This window comes from Pantoea sp. SGAir0180 (genome assembly GCF_043546245.1).
The window spans coordinates 1,411,485-1,437,876 of sequence record NZ_CP028071.1 but is presented as its reverse complement, the minus strand read 5'-3'; the positions used below and the strand labels follow the sequence as shown (position 1 = coordinate 1,437,876).

Below are 26,392 nucleotides of genomic sequence, written 5' to 3'. Positions count from 1 at the left end.
CAGTCCGGTTTTTTTTAGCGCTTAGCGCCTAAGTCGTTCGGCATACTCTTTTGCATCGAATGCCAGATATCTCCACTCTGGCGTCCGTAATGCCGGACACACTCCACGATTTCATCCTGAGTGGGCTGTTTGTCACACAGGTCGAGCAGTGTCAGATAAAACTCGCGGGCGACTTTACGGGCTTCCGGATTGGAGAAATAGTGCCGCCCAACGCGCGTATACAGTCCTTTCAACCCATTCAGGATCAGGCCATAAATCGGATTGCCCGAGGCGAACGCCAGGCCGCGAAACACCCGATAATCGAGTTCCGTGTAACTGTCCACCTGATCGTCGGTTTGCGCGACGGCCTGCAGCACCTCACGCGCCTTCTCAGGATAGTGGCGCAGCGCGCGGCTGATAAAAATAGAAGAAATATTGGTGCGCACCGACAACAGGTTATCGATCAAAGCCGGTACACTATCGTGGTCCAGACGCGCCAGGGTTTCCAGAATGTTCAGACCCGACGTTTCCCAGAAATCGTTAACGCGCGTGGGCTTGCCATGCTGAATGGTTAACCAGCCGTCTCGCGCCAGGCGTTGTAACACTTCACGTAACGTTGTACGCGTTACGCCAATCAGTTCAGAAAGCTCACGTTCGGCAGGAAGGATCGATCCGGGTGGAAAACGGCTGTTCCAGATGCTTTCAATAATATACTCTTCAGCAAATCCGGCTGGACTCTGCGCCTTAATAACCATAACTGTGTGTTCTCATTGCTTTCTGGATCGTAATGGGCACTCATCATACCAGAGCGCCTATAGCGGATATAGCCTTGTCAACGATTAAAAATGCGGTTCAGCACAAAAATAAGACAGATTACCGTGCTGCGCCATACGTGCGAGGATGCCTTAGGTTACGCCCTGAAAACCGCCTCGGGCAGCAGCGCGTTGATGAATAATCCGCCGAATGAGGCAGAAGGTGTCAGCCGCATTCGCAAACAAACAAAGAATTAATCTGGATCAGGGCCAGGTTAGGTTTGCACACGATTTTTTCTTACCACAGGATGGCGCGCCGCGTCTTTTGGTTTACACTGCGGGGCATTAACGTTTACGGGGAATGCACTATGTTGCGATATTTAAACCAATGTTCGCGGGGTCGCGGTGCCTGGTTATTATTGGCCCTTTCCGCTCTGGCGTTGGAACTGACAGCATTATGGTTTCAGCATGGTCTGGGCTATAAACCCTGCGTCATGTGTATTTACGTGCGTTGCGCGCTTTTTGGCGTGATGGGCGCAGGCATCCTTGGCTTCCTGATGCCACGTTCGCCGGTTCGACTGGTGGCGATTGTGTTATGGATATACAGCGCATGGGAAGGCCTGAGACTTTCTTACGAACACACCATGATCCTGCTGCATCCGAATCCCTTTGTAACCTGTGACTTTGCCGCCCGCTTCCCCGCCTGGTTGCCGCTGGATAAATGGTTGCCATCGGTATTTGTCGCCAGCGGCGATTGTTCGGAACAGGCCTGGCGCTTCTTATCACTCGCCATGCCACAGTGGATGATCGGCATCTTCGCGGCTTATCTGCTGGTGGGTGTGCTGGTATTGCTTGCTCAGCCGTTTAAACCTAAACGCCGCGACTTATTCGGTCGTTAATCCGTTAAAAGGCTGCCAGGGGCAGCCTTTATCATCAGGACTTAGCCATTCCGGTCAGGGCGATCGATAATATGATCTTCCCAGTCGCGCACTTCACTTTCCCGCACTGCAATGTAACGTACAGAAATTCGCTGCGCATGCATCGCATTTTTTGAGCCCGTCAGCAGCGGATGCCAGGCAGGCAGCGGCTTCCCCTCGCCCAGTAAACGGTAGGCACAGGTGCGCGGTAACCAGTCAAAGGTGGTCAGATTTTCGCGCGTCAGCTTGATACAGTCTTCTTCATATTCAAAGCGACGCGCATAGTTACGGCACTGGCAGGTTTTGATGTTGAGCTGATTACAGGCGACATTGGTGAAATAAATTTCATCCGTGTCCGCGTCCTGAAGTTTGTTCAGACAACACTGACCACAACCATCACACAAGGATTCCCATTCCTCATCGCTCATTTGTGCCAGGCGTTTGTGTTGCCAGAAAGGGGTTTCAGTCATGATGATTGTCCAGATTTAGCGTAAACCGCACCTTATAAAGCGATCAGCACGCTGATGCAAGTTTTACAGCACGCGCGTACTGATTCCGTGACCGGCAAAGGAGACTTCCAGCGTGTCGCCTGACCGCATTGGGCCCACCCCTTCTGGCGTACCGGTCAAAATGACGTCGCCAGCATGTAGCGTAAAATACTGACTCATATGGGCAATCAGCGGCAGGATTTTGTGAATCATATCTGACGTATTGCCATCCTGACGGACTTCCCCGTTTACCACCAGCTTCAGATCGGTATTCTGGGGATCGCCCGCAAACTCCGCGACCGGTATGAAACCTGACAGCGGACAGGCGTTATCAAACGCTTTTGCTTTTTCCCAGGGTTGTCCGGCTTTTTTTAAGCCCGCCTGCAGATCGCGCAGCGTCAAATCCAGCGCCACACCATAACCGGCAATGGCTTTCGCCACGTGCGCTTCGCTGGCCTGTTTTAGCGTGGTGCCGATCAACACCGCCAGCTCGACTTCATGATGCACTTCACCAAAGGCATCAGGAATGGATAAAGGCTGCCGCAGATCGCACAAGGCCGTAGCCGGTTTAATAAAGATAACCGGTTCGGTCGGCGTCGCACTGCCCATTTCTTTAATGTGTTTCGCATAGTTGCTGCCCACGCAAACCACTTTGCTGACGGGATAATCTAACAAAGCGCCTTGCCAGTTACGATGCTGATACATGCTAATCCCCTGTTTCATGATGCCGGACGGTCAGTCTTCGACGGTTAAAAGCATACAGGGCAGCACCGCACAGCGCTCCCCTGCGTAGCCATTGCGATGATTTAACCTGACAGATGCGCAGGAATTGTCAACCTGCCCGCCAGGCTATTTGTGCGTCAGTACAGGAAAACGCGGTGCGGCAGGTTACCAGGAAGGGGAAAACAGCGGCGCTGCACAATTAATATTCAGCGCGGGTGCAAAATATAAATTTGCCGTTCACTGCCGCACATCAATAATATTAACGGAACAATCCGAGTTAATCTTTTTTGTCCGCCTCAAGATGGGTTTTTAACAAACTTTCAATCGGCGGAGGAATTTGCAAATAATATCCCTGCTCGCTTAACCCCTGCTTAACTTTATTGATGTCGGCGTTGGCCAGCTTGTCGCGTTGGGCAAGGTTAATCACCATGGCCAATTGCGGTTTACCAAAGCCTTTCAACAGCGCGTCAGGCACGCGCGAAAAATCGTCTTTTTTTTCAACATAAAGATAAGTCTGGTCACGGACGGGACTTCTGTAGATCACACAAAACATATTTTTTACTCGAATTAACCCGCGCTGAGGCTTGTTTGAATATAGCGCTAACTATAACATGCTTGCAGTACTTCGAATATTCGCCGATCGCGCTTTAACGATGCTTTTATCATCGCTTAGCACAGGGTAGTAAAACAGGACTGAGTCGGGACAGATGCCGCAATCGCCAATCGAATTTAAGGGAAGCAGTTTTACCTTGTCTGTTGTTCATTTGCATCACCATGAGCCAGAGGTGATCCGCAAAGCGCTTCAGGACAAAATTGACCAGGCACCCGATTTCCTGAAAAACGCACCAGTGGTGCTGAATGTTGCGGCACTCAATGCCGCCGTAAACTGGAAACAGATGCTGCAGGCGGTAAGCGCTACGGGACTGCGTATTGTCGGTGTCAGTGGCTGCAAAGACGAGGCGTTGAAAAAGCTGATCGCCCGCGCCGGTCTGCCGGTGCTGGCAGAGGGGAAAGAGAGCCAGAAACGTGAGGAGCCAAAACCTGAACTCAAACTGGTTGCTGCGGAACCTCTGGCCGCGAAGACACGCATCGTCAATACACCGGTCCGTTCAGGCCAGCAAATCTATTCCCGTAATGCGGATTTGATTGTGACCAGTAGCGTCAGTGCCGGTGCAGAACTGGTCGCTGACGGCAATATCCATATTTACGGCATGATGCGTGGTCGGGCGCTGGCAGGCGCCAGCGGCGACAGAGAATGCCAGATTTTTTGTACCAACCTGTCCGCAGAGTTGGTTTCTATCGCCGGAGAGTACTGGATTATGGATCAGATCCCCGAAGAATATTTTGCTAAAGCAGCGCGGCTTTGCCTTCAGGATGGCGCGCTGACTATCCAGACACTTAATTAGGCCCCTTTTCTTTCGTTAAGGAAATCAATATTTATGGCACGCATTATAGTAGTTACATCCGGTAAAGGGGGCGTTGGTAAGACCACGTCAAGCGCGGCCATCGCCACCGGTTTAGCGCAGAAAGGCAAGAAAACGGTTGTCATCGACTTTGATATCGGCCTGCGTAACCTTGATTTGATCATGGGCTGCGAGCGCCGGGTTGTTTATGATTTCGTGAATGTTATTCAGGGTGATGCCACGCTGAATCAGGCCCTGATCCGCGACAAGCGCACTGAGCAGCTGTATATTTTGCCTGCCTCACAAACCCGTGACAAAGACGCGCTGACCCGCGAAGGCGTAGAGAAAGTCCTGAATGACCTTGCGGAGATGGAGTTCGATTTCATTGTTTGTGACTCCCCTGCGGGCATTGAAACCGGTGCGTTAATGGCGCTCTATTTTGCCGATGAAGCCATCATCACCACTAACCCGGAAGTCTCTTCGGTTCGCGACTCTGACCGTATTCTCGGTATCATTTCGTCCAAATCACGCCGTGCGGAAACCAGCCAGGAGCCGGTTAAAGAGCATCTGCTGCTGACCCGCTATAACCCGGGTCGTGTTAACCGTGGCGATATGCTGAGCATGGAAGATGTGCTGGAAATTCTGCGCATACCGCTGGTCGGCGTCATCCCGGAAGACCAGTCTGTGCTGCGTGCCTCAAACCAGGGTGAACCCGTGATTCTGGACGCGGAGTCCGATGCGGGTAAAGCCTATGCCGATACCGTTGAACGGTTGCTCGGTGAAGTTCGCCCCTTCCGCTTTATTGAAGAAGAGAAGAAGGGTTTCCTGAAACGCCTGTTCGGGGGATAAACCATGGCATTACTCGATTTCTTTTTATCCCGGAAGAAGAACACTGCCAACATAGCCAAGGAACGGCTGCAGATTATTGTGGCAGAACGGAGAAGGGGCGACAGTGAGCCCCACTATCTTCCGCAACTCAAGCGCGACATTCTGGACGTGATTTGCAAGTACGTGAAGATTGATCCGGACATGGTGACGGTTCAGCTTGATCAGAAAGGAGATGATATCTCGATTCTGGAACTGAACGTCACCTTACCTGAAACGGAAGACGTAACGAAATGACGCGTCTGGTTTCCTGAGATTCCCCTGCGCAGTAGCAGGGGAATTTTTTTATATCTCGGCAAGTATCTCGCTAATGCCGGGTTTCAGAAGCGCACCGCGCCAGCCTGCCAGCAGTTCGGGCTCACGGTTCTGTGGCTTTAATCCCCAGTGCTGACTCAACACCTGATTAATCTGTCGACGTGATGCCAGCAGTTCCTGGCTTAATCCGCTCTGTTCACTGACCTGCTGTACCAGTGCTTTAATCGCTTTAAAAGCCCGTTTGTAATGCACGTGATCCACCAGATTCGCTAACGGCGGCGGTAACGCACTGTCCTCCAGCGCGGCGGCTTCAGCAACCCGCGCCAGCATTGCCCTGCCGTGGAAACGGATCTCGTGGCCGGACAGGCCCAGATGGTCTAACTCCCCTTGCGAGCCCGGCATAAAGCGCGCCACTTTCCACAGGTTTTCTTCACGCACCACAAAATTGACCGCCATGTCTTTTTCGCGGGCAACGTTAAGCCGCCATGCCGCCAGGCGCTGCAGCGCGGCCAGTTGACGCGGACGCAGTTGCCAGGCGTTGGTGATGTCCCGCCATGCGTCCTCGGGATCAAGCACATCTAAACGGCGCTGACACAGGTTTTCACATTCGCTCAGTGCCGCCGTCACGTTCCCCACCTGCTCCACCTGCGCCATCAGCTGATGCGCAATGGGCAGCAGGTAATGCACATCCGCTGCGGCGTACTGACACTGCCGCTCAGTCAGCGGACGGGCCAGCCAGTCGGTCCGGGCTTCACTTTTGTCTAATTCCACCTGAGTGAAATGCGCCACCATTGAGGCAAAACCCCAGGAAAGTGGCTGACCGCTGAACGCCGCCAGAATCTGTGTATCGATCATGGGCTGTGGCAGTACCCCAAAGCGGTGCAGGAACACTTCCAGATCTTCCCCCCCGGCGTGCAAAAATTTGGTCACGCGGGTATCCGTTAAGAGCGCAATAAACGGTGACCAGTCACGGACAGGTAACGGATCGATCAGGACTAACTGCTCGCCATCAAACAGCTGGATTAACCCCAGCTGAGGATAGTAGGTCCGGGTACGGACAAATTCGGTATCCAGGGCGACAGCCGTATGCTGGCGTGCTTTTTGACACACCTCGGCCAGGTGATCATCGTTATCGATCAGAGAATAGTTCACGTTCAGTTTCCACCGCAGCTGACAACGTGCGGTGCTCCATGTTAAAAGCAATAAAAACGCCGGACAGTGCCGGCGTTCAACCTGAATCCTGACGGCGAATCAGCTTGCGCTGGTTTTCACCTCGTCGCGCAGTTCACGACGCAGAATTTTTCCTACATTCGTTTTAGGCAGTTCATCACGAAACTCAACAATCCTGGGCACTTTGTAGCCTGTCAGTTGACGGCGACAATGGTCCAGCAGCTCTTCTTTGGTCAGCGACTGATCTTTCTTGACCACACAAACCTTCACCGCTTCACCGGACAACTCACTCGGCACACCAATGGCTGCCGCTTCACGCACTTTCGGATGCTGCATCAGGACATCTTCTATCTCATTAGGATAGACGTTGAAGCCCGAAACCAGAATCATATCCTTTTTGCGGTCAACGATGCGGATAAATCCTTCGTGATCAACGGTAACAATATCGCCGCTGTGGAGCCAGCCATTTTTCAGGACCTCTGCCGTGGCCTCCGGATGCTGCCAGTAACCCAACATTACCTGCGGCCCACGAATGCATAATTCGCCGGGCTCACCAGTGGGGACTTCATTACCGTTTTCATCCAGAATAATGACATCCGTTGAGGGAACCGGCAAACCAATACTGCCGGTGTGGCAGTTAATGTCGTAGGGATTAACCGACACCAGTGGGGAACATTCTGTCAGCCCATAGCCTTCCAGCAGATAGTGCCCGGTCAGTTTTTCCCAACGTTCCGCCACTGCTTTTTGCACCGCCATCCCCCCGCCCGCGGACAGACGTAACGTCGAGAAGTCAAGTTTGTTAAAATTATCGTCGTTGAGTAAGGCATTGAACAGCGTGTTCACGCCGGTTATCGCCGTGAAAGGATACTTCGCCATTTCTTTCACAAAAGCGGGAATGTCGCGCGGATTGGTGATCAATACGTTTTGCCCACCCAGTTCCACGAACAGCAAGCCGTTCACGGTCAGCGCAAAGATATGGTAGAGCGGCAAGGCCGTCACGACGCACTCTTTGCCGTCGCGGAGTAACTTGCCATACGTCGCCTTGGTCTGCTCAAGGTTTGCCTGCATGTTTCGGTGCGTCAGCATCGCACCTTTCGCGACGCCGGTCGTCCCGCCCGTGTATTGCAGGAATGCCAAATCATCATTACTGACCTGTGGACGTCGATACGGCATTGACGCGCCCGTTTCCAGCACATGGCGAAACGATATCGCCCCCGGCAAATGATACTTGGGCACCAGCCGCTTCACATACTTCACCACAAAATTCACCAGCGTGGCTTTTACCGGTGCCAGTTGATCCCCCATCCGGGTCAGCACCACATGTTTGACCGCCGTCTCAGCGACGACTTTTTCCAGCGTATGTGCAAAGTTCGACACGATGACGATCGCACTGGCACCGCTGTCATTTAGCTGATGCTTCAGTTCACGCGGGGTATAAAGCGGATTGACGTTAACCACGACCATGCCGGCCCGGAGCACACCAAACAGCGCGACCGGATATTGCAGCAGGTTCGGCATCATGAGTGCGACGCGCGCGCCCGGTTGTAACCTGAGTTCGTGTTGCAAATATGCCGCAAACGCCCGGCTTTTCTCGTCCAGTTGGCGGTAGGTCATTTTTTGACCCATGTTGTAAAATGCGGGCTGTCCGGCATAACGCACGACAGCCTGCTCAAATAAATCGACCAGAGACGTATAACGATCAGCATTAATTTCGGCAGGGACGTCTGCCGGGTAGCGTTTCAGCCAAACCTTATTCAAGGATTCACCCCGATAATCTTGTTGTGTACTCATCGCCGCCTCAACAATCGTATTTGTTAACAATATTTTAACTGATTGTACCAGTTTGCTCTTATTGGCATGTTGAGGTTGCGAAGCCCATCACTAAATTTCGTGTTGGTTAATGATGCAAATAAAAAGCCCGGTTGCGAGCACCGCGACCGGGCCTGTTCAAAACGGATGTCACACTATTGCGTGAGGATGGTCTCGACCTGAGCCGGACCGGGGTTGTACATGCCCCAGTAAGGATTCGGACCCCAGTAACCACCACGATGGCGCGTGGGGCCATACCAGATCCAGGGATCGAGAGGCTCTGGCGGTGACACGACCTGACGGGTCAAATGCCAGCGCTGGTAACCCCGAACGTCAACGACCACAAACGAGTAGTTTGCTTCGCCGATTTTACCGGGCTCCGTTCCCTTAATCGTGCCGAGAACGGTGACGTACTGGTCTTTGACATCCGTCGGGTCAACAAAACCGGGAATGTCGGCATAGATACGCCCTACCGAGCTGGCCCCCAGCACCGGGCGCGCACCGTCATCCAGCGGCTGGGTCGCAATTTCCAGCCGGGTTTTGCCATTGCGGTTAATTACGTTGACCACTTTACCGCCAAAACGCGACTCCTGGCCGACATAGAGGGCCGGATTGCTCATCACCCGCAGTAAATCCTGCTGGGGCAACGCTGAGTGACCTTTAATCGTATCCGGTACGGAAACACAACCACTTAACATCAGGGCGCAGACCAACATCACACCGGCAACGCCTCTACGACACATTGACATAGACATTCTCCTGAAGGTTGATGTTTAGAGTGCCCCGATAACAATAAGTTGCGTTGCCTGTCAGCGGCCCGGCAGTTTTTTCCATGCCACTTCATTACGCAGATAGGTTGGCTCAGCCTGTTCGGGCAACACGGTTTGCCCCTGTGCTAAGGCGCGCGCCGCCAGGGGCAACATGTCCTCAGCCGCTGGCAGCAAAACGCCGCTGTCTTTGAGCTGGAGTGCATGGCCCTGCTGCAGTACCGGCCAGGCCTGCCATCCGGTACCGGCGGTATACCACTCCCCGCTCAGCGCCTGCATGCGCTCCAACGCGGCCTCGGGCGTAAGCACGCTTTCCGTTGCTTCACCTTGCCAGATACCGTCCTCATCGCGCTGATATTCTGCCCAGTACACTTCACCCATGCGCGCATCAATCGCGGTGAGTACCCGACAGGCACCGTGCTGACGCCAGGCGCCCTGCGCCAGCGTGGCCAGGGTGGAAATACCCGCCATCGGTAACGCCGCGCCGAGTGCCAGCCCCTGGGCAATACCAATCCCGATACGCACACCCGTAAAACTGCCGGGCCCGCGACCAAAGGCCAGCACATCGAGTTCGGTGAGTTCCAGTTGCTGAGCCTGCAGCAGCTCGGCGACCAGCGGCAAAATGCGCTGTGTGTGATCGCGCGGCGCAATTTCAAAACGTGCGTCACTCTCTTGCCCGTTAAGCAATGCCGCAGAACAGGCTTCTGTCGCTGTATCCAGCGCTAAAATTCGGACCGACATATCAACCTCTGAAGATTCAAAACGGCGCGCATCTTAGCACACAATTACGCGCCAGGTTGCTGATGAATAAAGGCAATAGCTTGCGCAAGATCACGCGTGCGTGGTGTGGGCGGCAGACTGCTCAGAAAAAGTGCACCGTAGGGCCGTGACACCAGCCGCTGGTCGCAGATGACCAGAACGCCGCGGTCGTCCGTATCACGAATCAACCGGCCCACGCCCTGTTTTAGCGTAATCACGGCATCCGGCAGTTGCACATCGCTGAAGGGATCGCCGCCGCGGATGCGGCAATCTTCCATCCGGGCCTTAAGCAGCGGGTCCTCTGGCGACGTAAACGGCAGCTTATCGATAATGACCAGCGACAGCGCATCTCCCCGCACATCCACGCCTTCCCAGAAGCTGCTGGTCGCCACCAGCAAAGCATTCCCTTTATCGATAAACTCTTTGAGCAACTGTCCTTTGCTGGTTTCGCCCTGCACCAGCACCGGCAATGTCATGGAGGCCCGGAACTCGGCGGCCAGCTCACGCATCATCAGATGAGAAGTGCATAAAAAGAAGCAGCGGCCTTTGTTCGCCTCGATCAGCGGCTTCATCATTTTTGCCAGCTGACGCGCGCCACCGGGGCGATTGGGCTCAGGCAGATTGCGTGGCACACACAGCAGCGCCTGCCGCGCATAGTCAAACGGGCTGTTGAGAATCAGGTTTTTTGCCTGACTGACGCCCAGTCGCTCGGCAAAGTGATCCATCTTTTCATCTACAGCCAGGGTGGCAGAGGTAAAAATCCAGGCCGCTTTACGGTTATCCATGACCTCGCGGAAACGTTCGGCAACCGATAAAGGCGTCAGCGCCAGCACAAAGTGACGCGATGTACATTCATACCAGTAGCTAAAGCCCGGTTCGCTGATGGCACGAATCCGTTTCAGTCGCGTGCGATAGAGCGCCGCGCGCTCAAAGGCCGCATCCAGCAGGGCAGAACGTCCAAGCGAAAGTTTGATCACGTCGTAACAGAGTTCCAGCGCATCATCCAGCAGCGTAAACATGCGCATGATGTTGTTATCGCTGAGGAGGTCGCGCAGGTTGCCGCGGTAGCCCGGTTCTCCCAGCGTCAGGCGAAAGTCCTGGGCACACTGGGCCAGACGGTCAGCGGATTTTTGCAACTGATGAACGTCCCGCACTTCCGTGCGGTAGGCGATAATGATGTCTTTGGCGAGATCGGCTAACTGACGACTCGACAGTTGCTGACCAAAATACTGACTGGCGATATCCGGCAGTTGGTGCGCTTCATCAAAAATCATGACGTCCGCTTCAGGGATCAGTTCCCCGAATCCGCCCTCTTTTACCACCAGATCGGCCAGGAAAAGATGGTGGTTGACCACGACGACATCGGCGTCCATCGCTTTTTTACGTGCTTTAACGACGAAACAGTCTTTATAAAGGGGGCAGTCGCTGCCCAGACAGTTGTCGTTGGTGCTGGTAACCAGCGGCCAGAGCGGACTGTCTTCGGTGACGCCGGCACAAGTGCTGATATCGCCATCCGGGGTTTGCGAGGCCCAGCTGCGGAGCGTGACAAAATCCGTGAGAGCCTGAACGCTCATATCGCCCCCGGTCGCGGACTGCTGCTCCATACGCTCCAGGCACAGATAGTTGGACCGGCCTTTAAGCAGCGCAGTTTTACCGGTAAACGTAAGCGCTTTCGCAATGGTGGGAAGATCGCGCGCGTAGAGCTGATCCTGCAGGGCTTTTGAGCCCGTTGACACGATCACCTTTTTCTTCGCCCGCAGCGCCGGGGCAAGATAAGCATAGGTTTTACCGGTGCCGGTCCCCGCTTCGACGACCAGCTCACCTTGATTCTGTACCGCCTCGGTGACCGCCTGCGCCATTTCACGCTGGGCCTCACGCGGTTTAAAGCCCGCAATGCCTTTTGCCAGCGCGCCATCAATTGCAAAATCGTCTGCCACGTACCCTCTCAATTACGGCCGAAAACACTGTATATTATGTCAGCATTGCAGCCCTGAAGGAAATCACAAACGGCAGCATTCTGCATGAAGTCTGCTGACCGGATGCGTTCAGTCAGTCTGACGGGCCAGGCCGCCCGTTATCGTCACGGGCTGATGTAGAGCGCACCCGCAACCAGTATCGCCATCAGGACGACAAGCGTAAAAAAACCGTGTTTTGCGGTACGCGACATACCGACAAACGTGGCGATCACAATAAACAGCAGCGTCAGTGCCCCGAACATTACCCAAAAGAGATAGTGCGTATTGGCCATGCGTTAATCCTGATTGTTCTGAACAAGTAAGCGACGCTTTATACCACTTTTCGCTGACGGTTGCGCGACTGACGGCGACCGTCTTCTGCAAGGGATGACAATCGTACCGGGAATATGTCAGGCTAGGCGTTCAGAAAATCAGGAGAAGAAAATGAGCATTACGCGCGTTGATCCCGAACACCGTATGTCCGAAGCCGTTATTCATAACGACACCATTTATTACACCAGTGTGCCCGAAAACCTCGACGCTGATGCCGAGGCGCAAACGGCTAATGCGTTAGCGGTGATCGATGCCCTGCTGACGCGCGTAGGCAGCGACAAAAGCAAAATCCTTGACGCTACCATTTTTCTGGTCGACAAGGCGGATTTCGCCGCGATGAATCGCGCCTGGGATGCGTGGGTTTCCCCCGATAACGCCCCGGTTCGCTGTACGGTCCAGGCCGGGTTGATGAATCCGAAGTATAAAGTTGAAATAAAAATTATCGCGGCCCGCTGATCCCGAGCCCCGGGCGTCAGCCTTCATCGTCCTCTTCGAAGCGCGCCCGGATCATTTCACCTGTATGGCTTTCACGTATCTCCTGTGCCACAACGGTAATCGCTTCACCGCTGGACATCCCTTCGGCCATTAACTGTTGAATGCGCTCTACGGCGCGCTGCTGCTGATCGTGTGAGAGTGCGGGTAATCCTGTCATCATCATTTTCTCCTGTTAAGGGCTGTCATTATTTCATGGGGAACAAACAGGTGCCAGTCAGGGAAAAATATGTCAGTCTAACGGCCTTACTGATGTCAAATTTCGTGCTCAATGATCGTTCAAACTCATAACCTGTGTTATTCGCCCGACGCCATCACCCACTATTTTTCGCGCATTGCGCATTTACCCTGGGCGATGCTGCTTTCGTCCGGCCAGGCCAGTCACAGTGATAACCGTTTTGATATTTTGACGGCGGACCCGCTTACCACCCTGACAACCCGTGGCAGCATAACAGAAATTCAGCAGGGCGATCGCGTTGAAACGCATACTGACGATCCGCTCTCCTTATTACAACAGCAGTGTGATGCGCTGGGCGCTAAGCCACCGCGTCATCCCGATTTGCCCTTTCAGGGCGGAGCGCTGGGACTGTTTGGCTATGATCTGGGGCGACGCTTTGAAACGCTGCCCGATACCGCCCTTCACGATCTGACTACGGCAGACATGGCCGTGGGCATCTATAACTGGGCACTGATTGCCGACCATCACCTCGGTAAACTCACCCTGGTCGCCCTGGACGATATCGCCTCGCGCCTTGCCTGGCTGGAAAACTGGCCCGAACGTGACGCGGCGGCGTTTTCCCTTACCAGTGACTGGCGGTCAAACCTCAGCATAGACGACTACGCGGAACGTTTTAATAAGGTACAGGCCTATATTCAGGCCGGTGACTGCTATCAGGTCAATCTGGCACAGCGCTTCAGCGCCAGCTATCAGGGGGATGAATGGCGGGCATTTTGTATGCTCAACCAGGCCAATCGCGCCCCGTTCAGTGCATTTTTGCGCCTGCCCGACAGCGCCATTCTGAGCCTGTCTCCCGAGCGCTTCCTGGCACTGGATCAGCAGGTTATCACCACCCGTCCCATCAAGGGTACGCGTCCGCGTGCGGCCGATCCTGAGGCGGATGCGGCCCAGGCTGAAAGTCTGCGCACGGCGGCGAAGGACCGCGCAGAAAACCTGATGATAGTCGACCTGCTGCGCAACGATATCGGTCGGGTCGCCGTCGCGGGCTCCGTGCACGTGCCCGAACTGTTTGTGGTCGAGCCGTTCCCGGCAGTCCATCATCTGGTCAGCACTATTCAGGCCACGTTGCCGGATCATCTTCATGCCTGCGATCTGCTGCGTGCCTGTTTTCCCGGCGGCTCGATTACCGGTGCGCCTAAAATTCGCGCCATGGCGATCATTGATGAACTGGAGCCTCACCGCCGCAATGCCTGGTGCGGCAGCATTGGTTATCTCAGTGTCTGCGGCAGAATGGATACCAGCATCACCATTCGTACGCTGATTGCTGAGCGTCAGCATCTTTACTGCGCTGCGGGCGGCGGCCTGGTCGCCGACAGTGATATGGCCTCGGAATATCAGGAAACGCTGGATAAGGTCAGTCGCATTCTGCCTGCACTGGAAAAAGGAGCCTGAATGGCGCTGACGCTGGCTGATTTTCGCACCCGTTTTCTCCTGCAGCAGCCGCTGCATAACGCCCAGCCGCTGTCGGGGCGACATGCCGCTGTGTTAATCCCCGTCGTTGCCCGTCAACAGCCCGGCTTGCTGCTGACGCAACGTTCGCACGCCTTACGTAAACATGCCGGTCAGGTGGCCTTTCCCGGCGGGATGCAGGATCACGACGACAGCTCACTGGTGGCGACAGCGCTGCGAGAAGCGCAGGAGGAAGTGGGCATCGCACCCGATCGGGTTGAGGTGCTCGGCTGCCTGCCTCCGGTGACCAGCAGCACAGGTTTTCAGGTCACACCGGTGGTCGGCATTGTGCCTGCAACCCTCGAATTGCGCCTTAATCCTGACGAGGTTCAGAGCGCCTTCGAAATGCCCCTGACCGAAGCGCTTCGTCTTAGCCGCTACGCCGAACTTGACTATTATCGTGCCGGCATTCGCCACCCGGTGTGGCTTTCCCATTATCAGGGCTATCTGGTGTGGGGAATGACAGCAGGCATTATTCGTGCCCTGAGCCAGCAAATTGCATTTTAGTTGAGGGCGAGCCCATTTCTGCGCCTGAATTCAGCCTTTTGCGCCATGTCACACTATAATTTTTTCTGGTGGAGTTAATTAGTTTATTTCATGCGAAAAGCAGCACGTTTACCCTGCCTCGCCGTTTACTATTAGCGCCATTAACTGCCACGGCAGTCTGCAAGTTTTTGTGAGGAGTGTCACCCATGATTTCGGTTTTTGACATGTTTAAAGTGGGCATCGGCCCATCCAGCTCTCATACGGTCGGTCCGATGAAAGCGGGTAAACAGTTTGTGGAGTTGTTGTCTGAACAAGGCAAGCTGCATGAGGTGACACGCATTGCGGTCGATGTCTATGGTTCCCTGTCGCTGACCGGTAAAGGTCACCATACGGATATAGCGATTATTATGGGCTTAGCCGGCGAATCGCCTGACAGCGTCGATATCGACGCCATCCCCGCGTTTATTAAGGATGTGCAACAACGTGAACGCCTGCCCCTTGCCAAAGGCGCGCATGAAGTCGATTTTCCGCGTGAAGGCGGTATGGTGTTCCGCAGCGAAAATCTCTCCCTGCACGAAAATGGCCTGCGCCTGCTGGCGTTCTCCGGCGACCTGCTGGTGCTGTCTAAAACCTATTACTCTGTCGGCGGCGGCTTTATTGTCGATGAAGAGCATTTTGGTCAGTCGGCCCTGGACGAAGTCACGGTACCCTGGCCCTTCCACTCGGCCAAAGAACTGCTGGCCCACTGTCGCGAGACCGGACTTTCCCTGTCCGGGCTGGTGATGAAAAACGAGCTGGCACTGCACTCACGTGAAGAGATCAATGCATATTTTGCGACCATCTGGCAAACCATGCAGGCCTGTATTGACCGTGGTCTGAATACCGAAGGTGTGCTGCCCGGGCCGTTACGGGTACCGCGCCGGGCGGCGTCACTGCGGCGTTTGCTGATCTCCTCAGCCAAACACTCTAACGATCCGATGGTGGTGATTGACTGGATCAACATGTTTGCGTTGGCGGTTAATGAAGAGAACGCGGCGGGCGGTCGGGTGGTGACCGCACCGACCAACGGAGCCTGCGGTATCGTCCCCGCCGTCCTGGCTTACTATGATCACTTCATTGAACCCGTCACGCCCGACATTTTTATTCGCTATTTCCTCGCCTCCGGTGCCATTGGCATTTTGTATAAAATGAATGCCTCTATTTCCGGCGCGGAGGTCGGTTGTCAGGGGGAAGTCGGCGTTGCCTGCTCAATGGCTGCGGCAGGTCTGGCCGAACTGCTGGGCGCCAGCCCTGAGCAGGTGTGCGTGGCCGCCGAAATCGGGATGGAACATAATCTGGGTTTGACCTGCGATCCGGTTGCCGGCCAGGTTCAGGTGCCCTGTATTGAACGTAACGCAATCGCCTCGGTGAAAGCGATCAACGCGGCACGTATGGCCCTGCGCCGTACCAGCGAACCGCGCGTCTCACTGGATAAGGTCATTGAAACCATGTACGAGACCGGCAAAGACATGAACGCGAAATACCGCGAGACATCCCGGGGCGGACTGGCGATAAAAGTTCAATGTGACTAATCATTCAGTCTGTTTATTTTTAAATTACGCCCGTTAAACAGTGCATTAGCAAGTCCTGCCTGATATAAATATTAACAACGCTAAAGCGACCCGACAGTCGCTTTAGCGCGTTCTTCACAGCCTTTCATTTTACGCACCGGTCCTAAATTTGCTCCAGGCCGTGCCGATAACAACCCAGCTATATCTATTTTTCTGGTTTTGGGAAGGTGATTCTTGATGTTTATGGCCCAGCAATATGTTGGACAGTACAGACGTAAGCGTTTGCTTATTGCTGTGGTGATTGCTTCTATTGTTCTTACGTTAACGCTGGCTTTGCGCTATTTCGAAGAAAAATCACGGATTCAGCAGCGTGCAATTAGCTTTGCCGATAACGCGATTACGCGTTTTGATCGCATGTTTTCTCCGCTGGATGTGGCAGCCAATAACACGCTGGGTTTAGTGGGCATGCCCTGTGAGGACGCGCGTTTTCCCTTAATCGAAAAGATTGCGTCCTTACAAACCGTGCGGGCGATTCTGCTGGTGAACGATGACTTACTGTACTGCTCCAGTATTTTCGGCTCACGGGATATCACCTTTAGTCAGACCTACCCTGAACTGGCGCTTAACGATAAGCGCATGATCCTGTCTACAGATGACTATCTGCTTAAAGGTTCGCCGGTCTTATTACTCTGGACGCCAACAACGCTGGATAACCGCTCAGGCATCCTGCAGGCCATCAACATTGAACTGATGAGCAGTTATCTGCTGGAACCGCAGTCGCCCTGGGTGGAACGCGCCATCTTTAACGTTAACGGCAAGAGCCTGGAATACGGCAATCCGCTTATTGAGTCGGCGGTCCCTTCGGAAGATGAAGTCACCTATAATGAAGCGTCACTGCGTTATCCCTACACGGTAACGCTTTATGGCCCTTCCCCATCCCGTCTGGCACTGGCCTCGTTGCCTTCTCAGTTGCCGCTGGCGCTAATGCTGAGTTTGTTAATAGGCTATGTCATGTGGCTGGCAACCGCCAACCGCATGAGTCTGAGCTGGCAAATCAGCTATGGCATCACCGCCAGGGAGTTTATTGTTTACTGCCAGCCGCTCATCAATGCCCGAAACGGTCAGTGTGACGGCATTGAAATCCTGCTGCGCTGGCATAACCCGCGCCAGGGCTGGATCCCGCCCGATGTGTTTATTCCGCTGACTGAGCGCCAGAATCTGATTAAACCTTTAACCCGTTTCGTGTTAAATCGCGTTGTCGAAGCCTTGCCGGATCTGCCTCACAGCCCGGATTTTCACATTGCTGTGAACGTCGCCGCCAGTCATTTTCGTGACCGCGCCATTCTGGAAGATCTGCAAACTATCTGGTGGCCTGCCAATCCGGTGCCAAAGCTGGTCGTCGAGCTTACCGAACGTGATGCGCTGCCGGTGGTCGATCAAACGGTCATTTCACAACTGCATGAGATTGGCGTACGGCTGGCAATTGATGATTTTGGCACAGGCCACAGTTCACTGTCTTACCTGAAGGACCTGCAACCGGACGTGCTGAAGCTGGATAAAATCTTCACCGCCTCGATTGGCACGGATGCGATTAACGCGACCGTAACGGATATGGTGATCTCACTGGCGCAACGGCTGAATATCAGCCTGGTGGCGGAAGGCGTGGAAACCCCGGAGCAGGCTGACTATCTGCGCGACCGCGGCGTGGATCACCTGCAGGGCTACTATTTTGCCCGCCCCATGCCGCTGGAGGATTTCCCCGCGTGGCTACGGCAACATCAACTGACCAGCGACCTGTAGTGCCATGCCTGGGGTAAAAAAAACGCATCACAGTGTGATGCGTTTTGCGTTTTCCGGGGAGGTTAACCTTCTTCGTCCTCGTCATGCTGCGGATCGCGCGTCACACGAACCAGATCAATGCGGTATTCTGTCGCTTCAATAATTTGGAAGTGAAGCGGCGCGATATCAATGACGTCACCCGGCTTCGGTAATTGTCCTTTCTGAGCAATCAGCAACCCTGCCAGTGACGCATGATCGTCGTCCGGTTTCACCAGCTCATGAAAATCAAGCAGCTGCTGGAGCGAGTGGAGATCGGTTCCCCCCTTCACTAACCAGCCGTCGCCGTCCATGATGATATCCGGCGTTTCGTCTTCATCCGGGAATTCACCTGCTATCGCTTCCAGCACATCCAGCGGGGTAATCAGGCCCTGTACCACACCAAACTCGTTGGTGACGATCACAAAGCTCCCTTTGGCACGACGCAGTACGCCCAGCAGGTTAATCGGATCGAGCGTTTCCGGCACCACGATAATCGGCGTGTTTGCCGCAAAGGTGGCAACATCCACACCATGATCCAGTGCGACCAGCAGCTCTTTGGCCCTGACAACGCCGATAATCTCGTCCAGTTCTCCCCGACAGACCGGGAACAGGCTGTGCGGTGTGTCCAGCAACTGGATACGAATCTCGTCTACCGGACGACTGGCATCCACCCAGGAGATATCGCCACGCGGCGTCATGATGCTGCGAATTGAACGGGAAGCCAGCGTCAGTACGCCGTTAATCATATAGCGCTCTTCATCCTTAAAGGCTTCCTGTGGGATCGCGACGGCTATCGCCTGCTCTTCAGTGCTGGCCGGGGCCGTCTGTACGCGGTTGCGGCCCCCCATCAGGCGCAAAATGGCCTCAGCGGTACGCTCACGCATAGGACGATGCGACTGATGGCGAAGAAAGTTGCGACGCGCAATCTGGTTAAACAGCTCGATCAGGATCGAGAAACCAATCGCCGCATACAGATAGCCTTTAGGAATATGGAAGCCAAACCCTTCCGCCACCAGCGACAGACCGATCATTAGCAGGAAACTGAGACACAGGACAACGACCGTAGGATGGGCGTTAACAAATTTTGTTAACGGTTTAGAGGCCAGCAACATCACAATCATGGCGATCACCACCGCCGTCATCATGACCGGCAGGTTATTCACCATCCCCACGGCCGTAATCACCGCATCCAGTGAGAAGACCGCATCAAGTATGACGATCTGTGCCACAACGGCCCAGAAGCTGGCATAGCTGCGGTTGCCGCTGTTTTCCAGCTGACGGTTTTCCAGCCGCTCATGCAGTTCCATCGTGGCTTTAAAGAGCAGGAAGATACCGCCCGCCAGCAAAATAAGATCGCGTCCGGCGAAACTAAACCCGCCCACGCTAAACAGCGGCCGCGTCAGTGTGACCATCCAGGAGATCAGCGACAGCAGGCCCAGACGCATAATCAGCGCCAGCGAGAGGCCAATCAAACGCGCTTTATCGCGCTGCTTCGGCGGTAACTTATCGGCCAGGATGGCAATAAATACCAGGTTATCAATGCCGAGCACAATCTCGAGCACGATGAGCGTGAGCAATCCCGCCCAGATTGAGGGGTCGAACAGAAATTCCATTAGTGACTCCTGAAAAAGGATGTGATTACGCTAAAACGTACCAGCGTCTGACGACGTGACGGTGAGCAAGGTGTAAAAGCAAAGAAAACGCGGTCTGGCGTAAATTGACGCGCTGAGGAGCGCAAAGACAAGGTTAAGCAACGTCGGTGACGGTCCATAAGGGTGGGCTGAAGCCCATTACTCCTGAATAATTAACAGATCGCTAATGTATCAGTTCGGTCAACAAGGTCAAAAAATTTTCTTATTTTTACATTCTGTCATCACTTCGTTTATGCGCCATAAAAACGTAATTTCACGCTTTTATGCTGTAAATAGCCAACCGACATCACAAAATTTATTTTTTCGGTCACTAAAATAAATCCGGCATGCACGTAGTGAGTTGGTTATCCCTGCAATGTGGATATCGGGCCGGCAGGCTCAATAAAGAAGTCAGCATTGTTAACGCGATAATTCTTAACGGTTCCTCACCTTATGGAATCAACAAGCGAACGGAGGTAGCACGTGACCATTGCTCTGATCATTGGTACACACGGCTGGGCAGCAGAACAGCTGCTTAAAACGGCAGAGATGCTTTTAGGCGAACAGGAAAACGTCAAATGGATTGATTTTGTACCGGGCGAAAATGCAGAAACGCTGATTGAAAAATATCAGGCAAAGCTGGCCGAACTGGATACCTCAAAGGGGGTGCTTTTTCTGGTAGATACCTGGGGCGGAAGTCCTTTTAATGCGGCAAGTCGGCTGGTCATTGATCACGACAGCTATGAGGTCGTGGCCGGGGTGAATATTCCCATGTTAGTGGAAACCCTGATGGCGCGGGATGACAATCCAACCTTCGATGAGCTGGTGGCGATTGCGGTTGAAACTGGCCGTGAAGGCGTCAAAGCGCTGAAAGCCCAACCTGAAGTCAAACCCGCGCCCGTTGCTGCCGCACCGACTCCACCTCCCACCCCTGCCGCTGTCAGACCCCTCTCGCCTGACGAACACATGATTATCTGCCTGGCCCGTATTGATGACCGCCTGATTCATGGCCAGGTCGCCACACGCTGGACCAAAGAGACCAATGTCAGCCGCATCATTGTCGTCAGTGATGAGGTGGCAAACGACAATGTGCGCAAGACACTCTTAACCCAGGTCGCGCCGCCGGGCGTGACCGCGCACGTGGTTGGCGTCGATAAAATGGTGCGCGTCTGGAATAACCCCAAATATGCCCGTGAGCGCGTCATGCTGCTGTTCACCAATCCCACCGATGTCTTGCGGGTTGTGGAACAGGGCGTCGATATCAAAAGCGTCAACATTGGCGGCATGGCCTTCCGGCAGGGCAAAACGCAGGTCAACAATGCCGTGTCCGTTGATGAGAAAGATATCGCCGCGTTCCAAAAGCTCAATGAGCGCAATATCGAGCTTGAGGTACGCAAGGTTTCAGGTGATCCCAAACTGAAAATGATGGATCTGATAGCCAAAGTAGGCGCTTAACGGGCCAGCACTCTTTTCTATCCTGTAGAGGACACGAAGTATGATGGAAATAACCACACTTCAAATTATTTTGATCTTTATTATCGCCTGTATTGCCGGTATGGGATCCATCCTGGATGAGTTCCAGTTTCACCGCCCTCTGGTGGCCTGTACCCTGATTGGGATCGTACTGGGGGACATGAAGACAGGCATCATCATCGGCGGAACGCTGGAGATGATTGCACTGGGCTGGATGAACATTGGTGCGGCGGTCGCCCCTGATGCAGCGCTGGCGTCCATTATCTCCACCATTCTGGTCATTGCAGGTGGGCAAAGCGTCGGCGCCGGTATCGCGCTGGCTATTCCCCTCGCCGCCGCCGGCCAGGTGCTGACCATTATCGTGCGCACGTTGACCGTGGCATTCCAGCATGCGGCGGACAAAGCCGCAGAGAAAGGCAATCTTACGGCCATTTCGTGGATCCATGTCTCCGCCCTGCTGCTTCAGGCCATGCGCATCGCCATTCCGGCGTTGATCGTTGCGATTTCGGTTGGCACGGACGCGGTGCACTCTCTGCTCAGTTCGATTCCTGAAGTCGTGACGAACGGACTCAACATTGCGGGCGGCATGATTGTGGTAGTGGGTTACGCCATGGTCATCAATATGATGCGGGCCGGTTACCTGATGCCGTTCTTCTATCTCGGTTTCGTGACGGCGGCTTTCACCAGTTTCAACCTGGTGGCGCTGGGGGTGATTGGCGTGGTGATGGCCGTGCTTTATATCCAGCTCAGTCCGAAATATAACCGTACCGCCGGTGCGCCTGCGGCCTCGCCGTCAGCTAACGATCTTGACAACGAACTCGATTAAGGAACAGGTGACAACATGGTTGATATAACAAAAGTCGAAAAGAAACTGACGCCAGGCGATGTCCGCGCTGTTTTTGTACGCTCAAACCTGTTTCAGGGTTCCTGGAACTTCGAACGTATGCAGGCGCTGGGATTCTGTTTTTCTATGGTGCCGGTGATTCGCCGTCTCTATCCTGAAAACAACGATGACCGCAAGCAGGCGATAAAACGTCACCTTGAGTTCTTTAACACACATCCTTATGTTGCGGCCCCGGTCCTGGGCGTGACCATGGCGATGGAAGAGCAGCGCGCCAATGGTGCCGCAATTGATGATGGTGCAATAAACGGCATCAAAGTGGGCCTGATGGGGCCGCTGGCTGGCGTAGGTGACCCGATTTTCTGGGGAACGGTTCGTCCGGTGTTTGCCGCCCTGGGTGCGGGCATCGCAATGAGCGGCAGTTTGCTTGGTCCATTGCTGTTCTTCATTCTGTTTAACCTGGCCCGCCTGCTCACCCGTTATTACGGTGTCGCCTACGGTTACCGGAAAGGGATTGATATCGTCAGCGATATGGGCGGTGGCTTCCTGCAAAAACTGACCGAAGGTGCCTCTATCCTTGGGCTGTTTGTCATGGGCGCGCTGGTCAATAAGTGGACGCACGTCAATATTCCGCTGGTGGTGTCACGCATTACCGACCAGACCGGCAAGACCACAGTCACTACCGTCCAGTCGATTCTGGATCAGTTAATGCCCGGCATCGTCCCGCTCCTGTTGACCTTTGCCTGTATGTGGCTGCTGCGGCGTAAGGTCAATGCCCTGTGGATCATCGTTGGTTTCTTTGCTATCGGTATCTTCGGCTACTGGATCGGCCTGCTTGGGCTGTAATCCTGACGCAATCGGGAGCAAGGCTCCCGATTTTTTTGGCGGTAACATCCACTGAAGCTCGAAAGGAAGCCCCATGTCATTGACGGACATCATCATCGCCCTCTGCATCGCTGCTCTGCTGGTGTTTGCGATCTACGACGAGGCGATTCTGCCACGACGTAAAGGCCCGACGTTGTTACGTGTGCCGCTGCAGCGCCGTCATAAAGCCGACAGCCTGATTTTTATTGGTTTACTGGTCATCCTGCTCTGGAACAACGTCACGCATCAGGGACCCGTGCTGACCACCACGCTCTTGATGATGCTGTGCTTTTTGTCCTTCTGGCTGTTCTGGCTCCGCCGCCCCACGCTGGTCATGAAACGGGAGGGATTGTTCTTCGCGGGTATCTGGATCGCCTATTCCCGTATCCAGAGCATGAATCTGTCTGAAGACGGCATTTTAGTCATCCAACTTGAACAGCGGCGCTTACTGATCGCCGTGCATCAGCTTGACGATCTTGAGCGGATTTATCAAACCCTGGTCGAAGCGCGTTAGTCGCGTTGCCACAGGGTTATCACAAAATCCGCTTCGCACTGAAACTGCGCGCTTTCGGCTAACGTCTGCCAGACGTCTGGCCGCGCGCGCCAGGCAAAGGGCGTCATCTGCAATAACGTGGTGGCGGCCTGTCCGGTAAGGGCCATCGGATAGGTCAACGCATGCCGGGCACGTTGCTGAAAGCCCTGATACACTTTCCCTTCCGGTGCGTGCAGCTGAACATCGCGATAGATTAGCGCTTTGAACTGCGCCAGATGGTGCGGGCCCGGCGTAACCGTTAACAGGTATCCACCGGGTTTGATGACGCGATTAAGCTCCGCTTCATTACAGGGCGCATAGATGCGAACCACTGCATCAAGGGAATGGTCCGCAAACGGCAGACGCTGACTGGAGGCGACACAGAACAGGACCTGCGGATAGCGCTTCGCCGCGAGCCGAATGGCCATTTTGGCCACGTCCAGGCCAAAGACCTTGCCCGCTGGCGCAAAGTTATCCGCCAGCGCACCGGTGTAGTACCCTTCCCCACAGCCTGTATCCAGGATCTGAGCGGCCGGTACCTGCAGATGCTGATTCAGCACGTCAACCACCTTGTCCCGCAGGGGCTGATAGTAACCGGCCTGCAAAAAGTCACGTCGCGCCTGCATCATCTCCGCGCTGTCGCCCGGCTCGCGGGAGCCTTTATGTTGAACGGGCAGCAAATTGACATAGCCCTCTTTCGCCTGATCGAACTGATGGCGATTTTCGCAACACCAGCTGCGTTCGGTCAGGTTCAGGGAAGAGTGACAAAGTGGGCAGATCAAGGACATATGGCGCTCCGGCATCTATCGACGCGCAGCAGTGTACTCGACAGGGAACCCGAGCGAAAGCGTAAAAAAAGCCTCGGCCAGAAGGCCAAGGCTTTAATATCTGAGACCGGGCGCAGGGCACCCGTCTGAGGCGAAATCAGATAGCAGTAACGTTAACAGCTGCCGGGCCTTTCTGGCCGTCCTGAATTTCGAACTCAACGTTTTGGCCTTCGGCCAGCGTTTTGAAGCCGTTGCCCTGAATAGCAGAGAAGTGTACGAACACGTCTTTGCTACCGTCAGCTGGAGTGATAAAACCGAAGCCTTTAGACTCGTTGAACCACTTAACCTGACCTTTAATCTTTGCCATTTTACTAATTCCTTAAAGTGTTTATTTGCCCGGAGGCTAACCTACAGATAAAACAGAGACATTACTGAATGAGGCACTGATTAAAGTTCGGCAAGGAAGCGGTATTCAACGTCAACGTCTTTACTCGTAACTTCTTTACTGAAGATGCCATACATAAACAGAACTGTACCTCGTTTAACCCACGAATTGTTATCACATATCCGCTAAATAATGGCAAGCCATTTTTAATATGTCGATCGTTAGTTTTTGCATAATTGCAGGGTAGCTCCCAGAGAATGTACTTTATGGTACAAAATGCTGCGAACCGAAACCCAGCGACCGTCATAACTTCACGATAAAATAAAGGCTTCCTGCATCCCGGATGGGATAACGTACTACTTTTCCTGCTTTTATCATGATGTATGACAATAAATAAATTACATTGCACTAATATGGCAATAATGCACCAAATAAAGGAATGGATAAGGGGAACGGTAAACCCGGACGGCTTCAGCTTGTACAGCTTTTATTATTTCGTACAAATATAAAAATTATTATTAGTAAAATCAAAAGTTGAGACTTCCCCTCCGCACTAATCATTTTCTTGACAGCTGACGTTTGAATTACCCCGAGCGCGTAAAAGAAATAAAAAGCGAATACGCCGGAGCCTTGCCGTTTCACAAACACAGGGCCCCGTATTTCGGATTAGGTCGGATTGAGATCGCTCAGACTGTGGCTCGCCCCAATTTTCCAGGGCGCAAAATTTTGCTGACCCTCGCCGCTCTGCGCGAGTGCTCGCTGGAGTTCAGCCGGGGGCGCATCCAGTGACTCATCCGCCAGTTCGAAAACCCCCCAGTGAATGGGAAGGGTCAGTGGCTGACCTATCGCGCGCCACAACGCCACCGCCTGCTGGGGATCCATGTGTTGTGCCCCCATAAACCAGCGCGGAGCATAAGCGCCTATCGGCAAAGCGGCCAGATTAAAGCGGCCATAATGCTGCGCAATCGCCAGAAGACTGTCGCTGTAGCCGCTGTCACCGGAAAACCAAAACCGCAGCGAAGCGGTCCTGATCACCCAACCGCACCACAGGGTTCGGTTGCGATTAGTAACGGTGCGCATGCTCCAGTGGCGCGCAGGGACCGCATCAAACTGTATTCCCGCAAACACTTTCTGTTGCCACCAGTCAAGCTCATGCACCTGTTTGACCCCATGACGCTTACACCACTCCGCCAGCCCCAGCGGCACCAGAAAAATAGTGTCCGGAAAGCGGCGCACAATCTGTTTGATGGTAGGCTTATCCAGATGATCGTAATGATTATGGGATATCAGGACGTAATCCAGCCGCGGTAACTGGTCAATGGCCAGCGGAGACGGCGTTTTACGTTCAGGTCCGATAAACGGCAAAGGGGAAGCCCGCCGGGACAGCGCGGGATCAACCAGAATATAGTGTTGGTTTATGCGCATCAGCAGCGCCGCATGGCCCAGCCACCAGAGACGGTCATCCTCCCCGTTCAGATCGGCAGGTTGCCACCACTGCGTAATAAACTGGTCATAGCCCTGACGAGGCGGATGGGGTAATCCCTGGGCTTTGCGTTCACGTCGCCAGCGCTGCAGGTCACCTTGCTGGCGGCTGTCGGGCTCAGGGTTACGAAACCCCTCAGCGGTGTGATGGGGTTTACTGCTGTCATACCAGGGATTTTTCCAGGCCAT

At 54.1% G+C, this 26,392-nt stretch carries 28 protein-coding genes and 1 pseudogene; 13 read left to right on the top strand and 16 right to left on the bottom strand.

Translation table 11 applies throughout. From position 1 onward, the window contains the following. Window positions 1-14: 14 nt before the first annotated feature. Entirely contained in the window at window positions 15-734 is a 720-nt protein-coding gene (gene fadR, locus C1N58_RS06730) for a fatty acid metabolism transcriptional regulator FadR (protein ID WP_033741897.1), read from the bottom strand. Between the two features lie 365 nt (window positions 735-1,099). Between fadR and dsbB the strand changes: the two genes are divergently transcribed. Continuing rightward, window positions 1,100-1,630 carry a disulfide bond formation protein DsbB gene (dsbB, locus tag C1N58_RS06725; RefSeq protein ID WP_039343052.1) on the top strand — a complete coding sequence of 177 codons (531 nt, stop codon included), beginning with the start codon at window positions 1,100-1,102 and terminating at the stop codon, window positions 1,628-1,630. A gap of 41 nt (window positions 1,631-1,671) precedes the next feature. On the opposite strand, the gene C1N58_RS06720 is transcribed toward dsbB, so the two are convergent. From C1N58_RS06720 to C1N58_RS06710, 3 genes are all read right to left on the bottom strand, one after another. Further along, window positions 1,672-2,118, bottom strand: a complete 447-nt coding sequence (locus C1N58_RS06720) for a YcgN family cysteine cluster protein (RefSeq protein ID WP_033741898.1) — start codon at window positions 2,116-2,118, stop codon at window positions 1,672-1,674. Between the two features lie 63 nt (window positions 2,119-2,181). Further along, window positions 2,182-2,841 (bottom strand): fumarylacetoacetate hydrolase family protein, encoded by a 660-nt coding sequence (locus C1N58_RS06715; RefSeq protein WP_394564721.1) that lies wholly within the window; start codon window positions 2,839-2,841, stop codon window positions 2,182-2,184. A gap of 295 nt (window positions 2,842-3,136) precedes the next feature. Next, window positions 3,137-3,412 carry a YcgL domain-containing protein gene (locus C1N58_RS06710; protein WP_006119443.1) on the bottom strand — a complete coding sequence of 92 codons (276 nt, stop codon included), beginning with the start codon at window positions 3,410-3,412 and terminating at the stop codon, window positions 3,137-3,139. Between the two features lie 154 nt (window positions 3,413-3,566). On the opposite strand from C1N58_RS06710, the gene minC reads away from it, so the two are divergent. The 3 genes from minC to minE are packed head-to-tail and all read left to right on the top strand — an operon-like array spanning window position 3,567 to window position 5,384. Next, window positions 3,567-4,265: a septum site-determining protein MinC gene (gene minC, locus C1N58_RS06705; protein WP_394564720.1), complete on the top strand. Its 699-nt coding sequence runs from the start codon at window positions 3,567-3,569 to the stop codon at window positions 4,263-4,265. Between the two features lie 33 nt (window positions 4,266-4,298). Continuing rightward, the gene (gene minD / locus C1N58_RS06700) at window positions 4,299-5,111 is read left to right on the top strand and encodes a septum site-determining protein MinD (RefSeq protein WP_006119445.1); all 813 of its coding nucleotides are present in this window, start codon (window positions 4,299-4,301) and stop codon (window positions 5,109-5,111) included. A 3-nt stretch (window positions 5,112-5,114) separates the two neighbouring features. Further along, window positions 5,115-5,384: a cell division topological specificity factor MinE gene (gene minE, locus C1N58_RS06695; RefSeq protein ID WP_006119446.1), complete on the top strand. Its 270-nt coding sequence runs from the start codon at window positions 5,115-5,117 to the stop codon at window positions 5,382-5,384. Between the two features lie 48 nt (window positions 5,385-5,432). On the opposite strand, the gene rnd is transcribed toward minE, so the two are convergent. The 6 genes from rnd to C1N58_RS06665 form a co-directional block, all read right to left on the bottom strand. Then, window positions 5,433-6,554: a ribonuclease D gene (gene rnd, locus C1N58_RS06690; RefSeq protein WP_033741901.1), complete on the bottom strand. Its 1,122-nt coding sequence runs from the start codon at window positions 6,552-6,554 to the stop codon at window positions 5,433-5,435. 99 nt (window positions 6,555-6,653) lie between these two features. After that, the gene (gene fadD, locus C1N58_RS06685) at window positions 6,654-8,330 is read right to left on the bottom strand and encodes a long-chain-fatty-acid--CoA ligase FadD (protein WP_152999658.1); all 1,677 of its coding nucleotides are present in this window, start codon (window positions 8,328-8,330) and stop codon (window positions 6,654-6,656) included. Window positions 8,331-8,536: 206 nt separating this feature from the next. Beyond that, window positions 8,537-9,130 (bottom strand): Slp family lipoprotein, encoded by a 594-nt coding sequence (locus tag C1N58_RS06680; protein WP_394564719.1) that lies wholly within the window; start codon window positions 9,128-9,130, stop codon window positions 8,537-8,539. A 60-nt stretch (window positions 9,131-9,190) separates the two neighbouring features. Continuing rightward, complete coding sequence (gene tsaB / locus C1N58_RS06675; protein ID WP_006119451.1) at window positions 9,191-9,889, bottom strand: tRNA (adenosine(37)-N6)-threonylcarbamoyltransferase complex dimerization subunit type 1 TsaB; 699 nt, start codon at window positions 9,887-9,889, stop codon at window positions 9,191-9,193. 44 nt (window positions 9,890-9,933) lie between these two features. Beyond that, window positions 9,934-11,844 (bottom strand): ATP-dependent DNA helicase, encoded by a 1,911-nt coding sequence (locus tag C1N58_RS06670; RefSeq protein WP_394550640.1) that lies wholly within the window; start codon window positions 11,842-11,844, stop codon window positions 9,934-9,936. Window positions 11,845-11,987: 143 nt separating this feature from the next. Then, on the bottom strand, window positions 11,988-12,155 hold the full coding sequence (locus C1N58_RS06665; protein WP_006119453.1) for a hypothetical protein: 168 nt from the start codon (window positions 12,153-12,155) through the stop codon (window positions 11,988-11,990). 151 nt (window positions 12,156-12,306) lie between these two features. On the opposite strand from C1N58_RS06665, the gene C1N58_RS06660 reads away from it, so the two are divergent. Beyond that, entirely contained in the window at window positions 12,307-12,651 is a 345-nt protein-coding gene (locus C1N58_RS06660; protein ID WP_006119454.1) for a RidA family protein, read from the top strand. A gap of 16 nt (window positions 12,652-12,667) precedes the next feature. On the opposite strand, the gene C1N58_RS06655 is transcribed toward C1N58_RS06660, so the two are convergent. Next, the gene (locus C1N58_RS06655) at window positions 12,668-12,850 is read right to left on the bottom strand and encodes a YoaH family protein (RefSeq protein ID WP_006119456.1); all 183 of its coding nucleotides are present in this window, start codon (window positions 12,848-12,850) and stop codon (window positions 12,668-12,670) included. A 108-nt stretch (window positions 12,851-12,958) separates the two neighbouring features. Between C1N58_RS06655 and pabB the strand changes: the two genes are divergently transcribed. The 4 genes from pabB to C1N58_RS06635 all read left to right on the top strand — a co-directional run bounded on the left by pabB (window position 12,959) and on the right by C1N58_RS06635 (window position 18,210). After that, window positions 12,959-14,317, top strand: coding sequence for an aminodeoxychorismate synthase component 1 (gene pabB / locus C1N58_RS06650; protein ID WP_033741911.1), 1,359 nt, complete (start codon window positions 12,959-12,961; stop codon window positions 14,315-14,317). Next, complete coding sequence (locus C1N58_RS06645; RefSeq protein ID WP_006119458.1) at window positions 14,318-14,881, top strand: CoA pyrophosphatase; 564 nt, start codon at window positions 14,318-14,320, stop codon at window positions 14,879-14,881. A 185-nt stretch (window positions 14,882-15,066) separates the two neighbouring features. Further along, complete coding sequence (locus C1N58_RS06640; RefSeq protein ID WP_033741913.1) at window positions 15,067-16,431, top strand: L-serine ammonia-lyase; 1,365 nt, start codon at window positions 15,067-15,069, stop codon at window positions 16,429-16,431. A gap of 216 nt (window positions 16,432-16,647) precedes the next feature. Continuing rightward, window positions 16,648-18,210: an EAL domain-containing protein gene (locus tag C1N58_RS06635; protein ID WP_033741915.1), complete on the top strand. Its 1,563-nt coding sequence runs from the start codon at window positions 16,648-16,650 to the stop codon at window positions 18,208-18,210. A gap of 62 nt (window positions 18,211-18,272) precedes the next feature. Here C1N58_RS06635 and C1N58_RS06630 read toward each other — a convergent pair whose 3' ends face one another. Further along, window positions 18,273-19,841 (bottom strand): TerC family protein, encoded by a 1,569-nt coding sequence (locus C1N58_RS06630; protein ID WP_039343074.1) that lies wholly within the window; start codon window positions 19,839-19,841, stop codon window positions 18,273-18,275. A 501-nt stretch (window positions 19,842-20,342) separates the two neighbouring features. On the opposite strand from C1N58_RS06630, the gene manX reads away from it, so the two are divergent. The 4 genes from manX to C1N58_RS06610 all read left to right on the top strand — a co-directional run bounded on the left by manX (window position 20,343) and on the right by C1N58_RS06610 (window position 23,551). Next, window positions 20,343-21,314, top strand: a complete 972-nt coding sequence (gene manX, locus C1N58_RS06625) for a PTS mannose transporter subunit IIAB (RefSeq protein WP_394564718.1) — start codon at window positions 20,343-20,345, stop codon at window positions 21,312-21,314. Between the two features lie 43 nt (window positions 21,315-21,357). Next, window positions 21,358-22,158: a PTS mannose/fructose/sorbose transporter subunit IIC gene (locus tag C1N58_RS06620; RefSeq protein ID WP_033742216.1), complete on the top strand. Its 801-nt coding sequence runs from the start codon at window positions 21,358-21,360 to the stop codon at window positions 22,156-22,158. Between the two features lie 15 nt (window positions 22,159-22,173). Next, entirely contained in the window at window positions 22,174-23,019 is an 846-nt protein-coding gene (locus C1N58_RS06615) for a PTS mannose transporter subunit IID (RefSeq protein WP_006119465.1), read from the top strand. Window positions 23,020-23,092: 73 nt separating this feature from the next. Further along, complete coding sequence (locus tag C1N58_RS06610) at window positions 23,093-23,551, top strand: DUF986 family protein (protein ID WP_039343081.1); 459 nt, start codon at window positions 23,093-23,095, stop codon at window positions 23,549-23,551. On the opposite strand, the gene rlmA is transcribed toward C1N58_RS06610, so the two are convergent. The 4 genes and pseudogenes from rlmA to C1N58_RS06590 form a co-directional block, all read right to left on the bottom strand. Continuing rightward, a complete protein-coding gene (gene rlmA, locus C1N58_RS06605) occupies window positions 23,548-24,357 on the bottom strand; it encodes a 23S rRNA (guanine(745)-N(1))-methyltransferase (RefSeq protein WP_054633669.1) in 810 nt (269 codons plus the stop codon). The genes C1N58_RS06610 and rlmA overlap by 4 nt on opposite strands. 136 nt (window positions 24,358-24,493) lie before the next feature. Then, a complete protein-coding gene (gene cspE / locus C1N58_RS06600) occupies window positions 24,494-24,703 on the bottom strand; it encodes a transcription antiterminator/RNA stability regulator CspE (protein ID WP_001062678.1) in 210 nt (69 codons plus the stop codon). 36 nt (window positions 24,704-24,739) lie between these two features. Further along, a pseudogene (locus C1N58_RS06595) lies at window positions 24,740-24,858 on the bottom strand (DUF2627 domain-containing protein). A gap of 529 nt (window positions 24,859-25,387) precedes the next feature. Then, entirely contained in the window at window positions 25,388-26,392 is a 1,005-nt protein-coding gene (locus C1N58_RS06590) for an MBL fold metallo-hydrolase (RefSeq protein ID WP_394564717.1), read from the bottom strand.